Below are 1,675 nucleotides of genomic sequence, written 5' to 3'. Positions count from 1 at the left end.
GCCGGCGAGGCCGGCGACGCTGAGCAGGACGAGCGCACCCAGAAGGGCGACGACGACGACGAGTCCACCCACCCAGCCCCCGATCAGACCCACGCCCAGCGCACCGAGCAGGAGCATCAGGCCGGAGCCGAGCAGGGCGGGCCCGGCCGCGCGGTTGGCGAGCGTCCAGGCCTCGGGGGAGCGGCGGGTCTCCGGGGTGCGGACGCCCAGGACGCCGTTACCCGGCAGTCGACTGAGCAGTCCCAACAGGCCGGTGACCCCGACCACGAGGGCGAGACACGCCAGGAGCACCACGACCACCACGAGCACTGCGTTCACGCCCCCGAGGGTACGCCCGCGACGGGGGATTTCCGATTCGCCTCATCCCCCGTCGGCCCCTCCCCGGTGGAACCCTCGACCAGCGCGAGGAGTCGCGCGAGCTCGCGCTTGTCCTGCTCACTGAGCCGGTCCAGGAACTCCCGGCGCACGGTGGCGACGTGATCGGGTGCGGCCTCCGCGATCTCCCGCATGCCCTCCTCGGTGGCGGAGACGAACGCGCCCCGGCCGTCGGTGGGGCAGCTCGTCCGCTGGACGAGTCCACGCCGGACCATGCGGGTCACCTGATGGGAGAGCCGGCTGCGTTCCCACTGCAGGACGTCGGACAGCGCGGTCATCCGTAGCGGGCCGTCGGCCTCGCTGAGGTACACGAGCACCTCGAACTCCGGCTCCGTCAGGCTCGAGGTGGCCTTGAGGTCGCGCTGGATCGCCAGGTGAAGGCGCCCCTGGATCGCGAGGTAGTCGCGCCAGAGCGCCTTCTCCTCGTCGGTCAGCCATCTCACGTGGTCGGTCGGCAGGGGTTCGCTCATGACCCCACACTACGCTCATAGTTGACACGACATCTAGTACGGGGATAGAAGTGTGTGACGCATCATCCGGATGCGTGACCCGAAAGGACCACAGACATGAGCACCACGACGACCGTCCCCTCTTCCCGTGCCGCCGGGGCCGAGACCCGCCTGATCCCCGTGCGCGGGATCGTCCGCGACATCGGCCTGCTCCTCACCCGGGTGCTGCTCGGGGTGGTCCTGATCGCGCACGGCTGGGAGAAGCTCGTCACCAACGGCGCCGGGGCCACCGGCCAGTTCTTCGACTCCGTCGGGGTCCCCGCCGCCCAGGCCGCCGCGGTGTTCGCGGGCGTCGTCGAGCTGGCCGGAGGGATCCTGCTGGTGCTGGGGCTGCTCACCCAGGTCGTCGCGGCCCTCGTCGTCGTCGTCATGGTCGGCGCCTATGTCTTCGTCCACCAGGGCGCGGGGATCTACGCCACCAACGGTGGCTGGGAGCTCGTCGCCGTGATCGCGCTGGCCGTCGCCGTCTTCGGCCTGGTCGGCACCGGTCGCTACAGCCTCGACGCGCTGATCGCGAACCGTCGCGCCGCCCGGGGCTGACTCCACGCAGGCCGGCTGCACCCGGCCCGCCCCCGCGGCCCCGCGGCCTCCGGTCGAGAGCGCATCGAGACCAGCGCATCGAGTAGGCCACGTCACCGAGGCCACGTCGACAAGGCCGCATCGAAAAGAGCGTTCCGCACACCCCACACTCGGGAAACGTGGTCGGAACCGTCTTCTCAACGAGTGGGTGGCCCGGTTCTCGACGGGGCGGGGCCCCGGTTCCCGGGGCGCGGTGCTCACACGCTGGCGAG

Annotated in this window: 3 protein-coding genes; 1 reads left to right on the top strand and 2 read right to left on the bottom strand. The window is 71.2% G+C overall.

What is annotated here, in order from left to right; genetic code table 11:
- Together G6021_RS09600 and G6021_RS09595 are read right to left on the bottom strand one after the other, a co-directional pair.
- Window positions 1-318 (bottom strand): SdpI family protein (locus tag G6021_RS09600; protein WP_182641163.1); only part of this gene is annotated, 318 nt, incomplete at its 3' end.
- The gene (locus G6021_RS09595; protein WP_182641162.1) at window positions 315-845 is read right to left on the bottom strand and encodes a MarR family transcriptional regulator; all 531 of its coding nucleotides are present in this window, start codon (window positions 843-845) and stop codon (window positions 315-317) included. The genes G6021_RS09595 and G6021_RS09600, both read right to left, overlap by 4 nt.
- A gap of 96 nt (window positions 846-941) precedes the next feature.
- On the opposite strand from G6021_RS09595, the gene G6021_RS09590 reads away from it, so the two are divergent.
- Window positions 942-1,424 carry a DoxX family membrane protein gene (locus G6021_RS09590; RefSeq protein WP_182641161.1) on the top strand — a complete coding sequence of 161 codons (483 nt, stop codon included), beginning with the start codon at window positions 942-944 and terminating at the stop codon, window positions 1,422-1,424.
- Window positions 1,425-1,675 lie beyond the last annotated feature (251 nt).

The organism is Dietzia sp. CW19 (assembly GCF_014145265.1).
Taxonomy (GTDB): domain Bacteria; phylum Actinomycetota; class Actinomycetes; order Mycobacteriales; family Mycobacteriaceae; genus Dietzia; species Dietzia natronolimnaea.
This window is presented reverse-complemented; position numbering and strand designations above follow the sequence as displayed.

Coding starts and splice junctions, on each gene's coding strand:
- G6021_RS09595 (WP_182641162.1), bottom strand. CDS start 845: ATGAGCGAACCCCTGCCGACCGACCACGTGAGATGGCTGACCGACGAG.
- G6021_RS09590 (WP_182641161.1), top strand. CDS start 942: ATGAGCACCACGACGACCGTCCCCTCTTCCCGTGCCGCCGGGGCCGAG.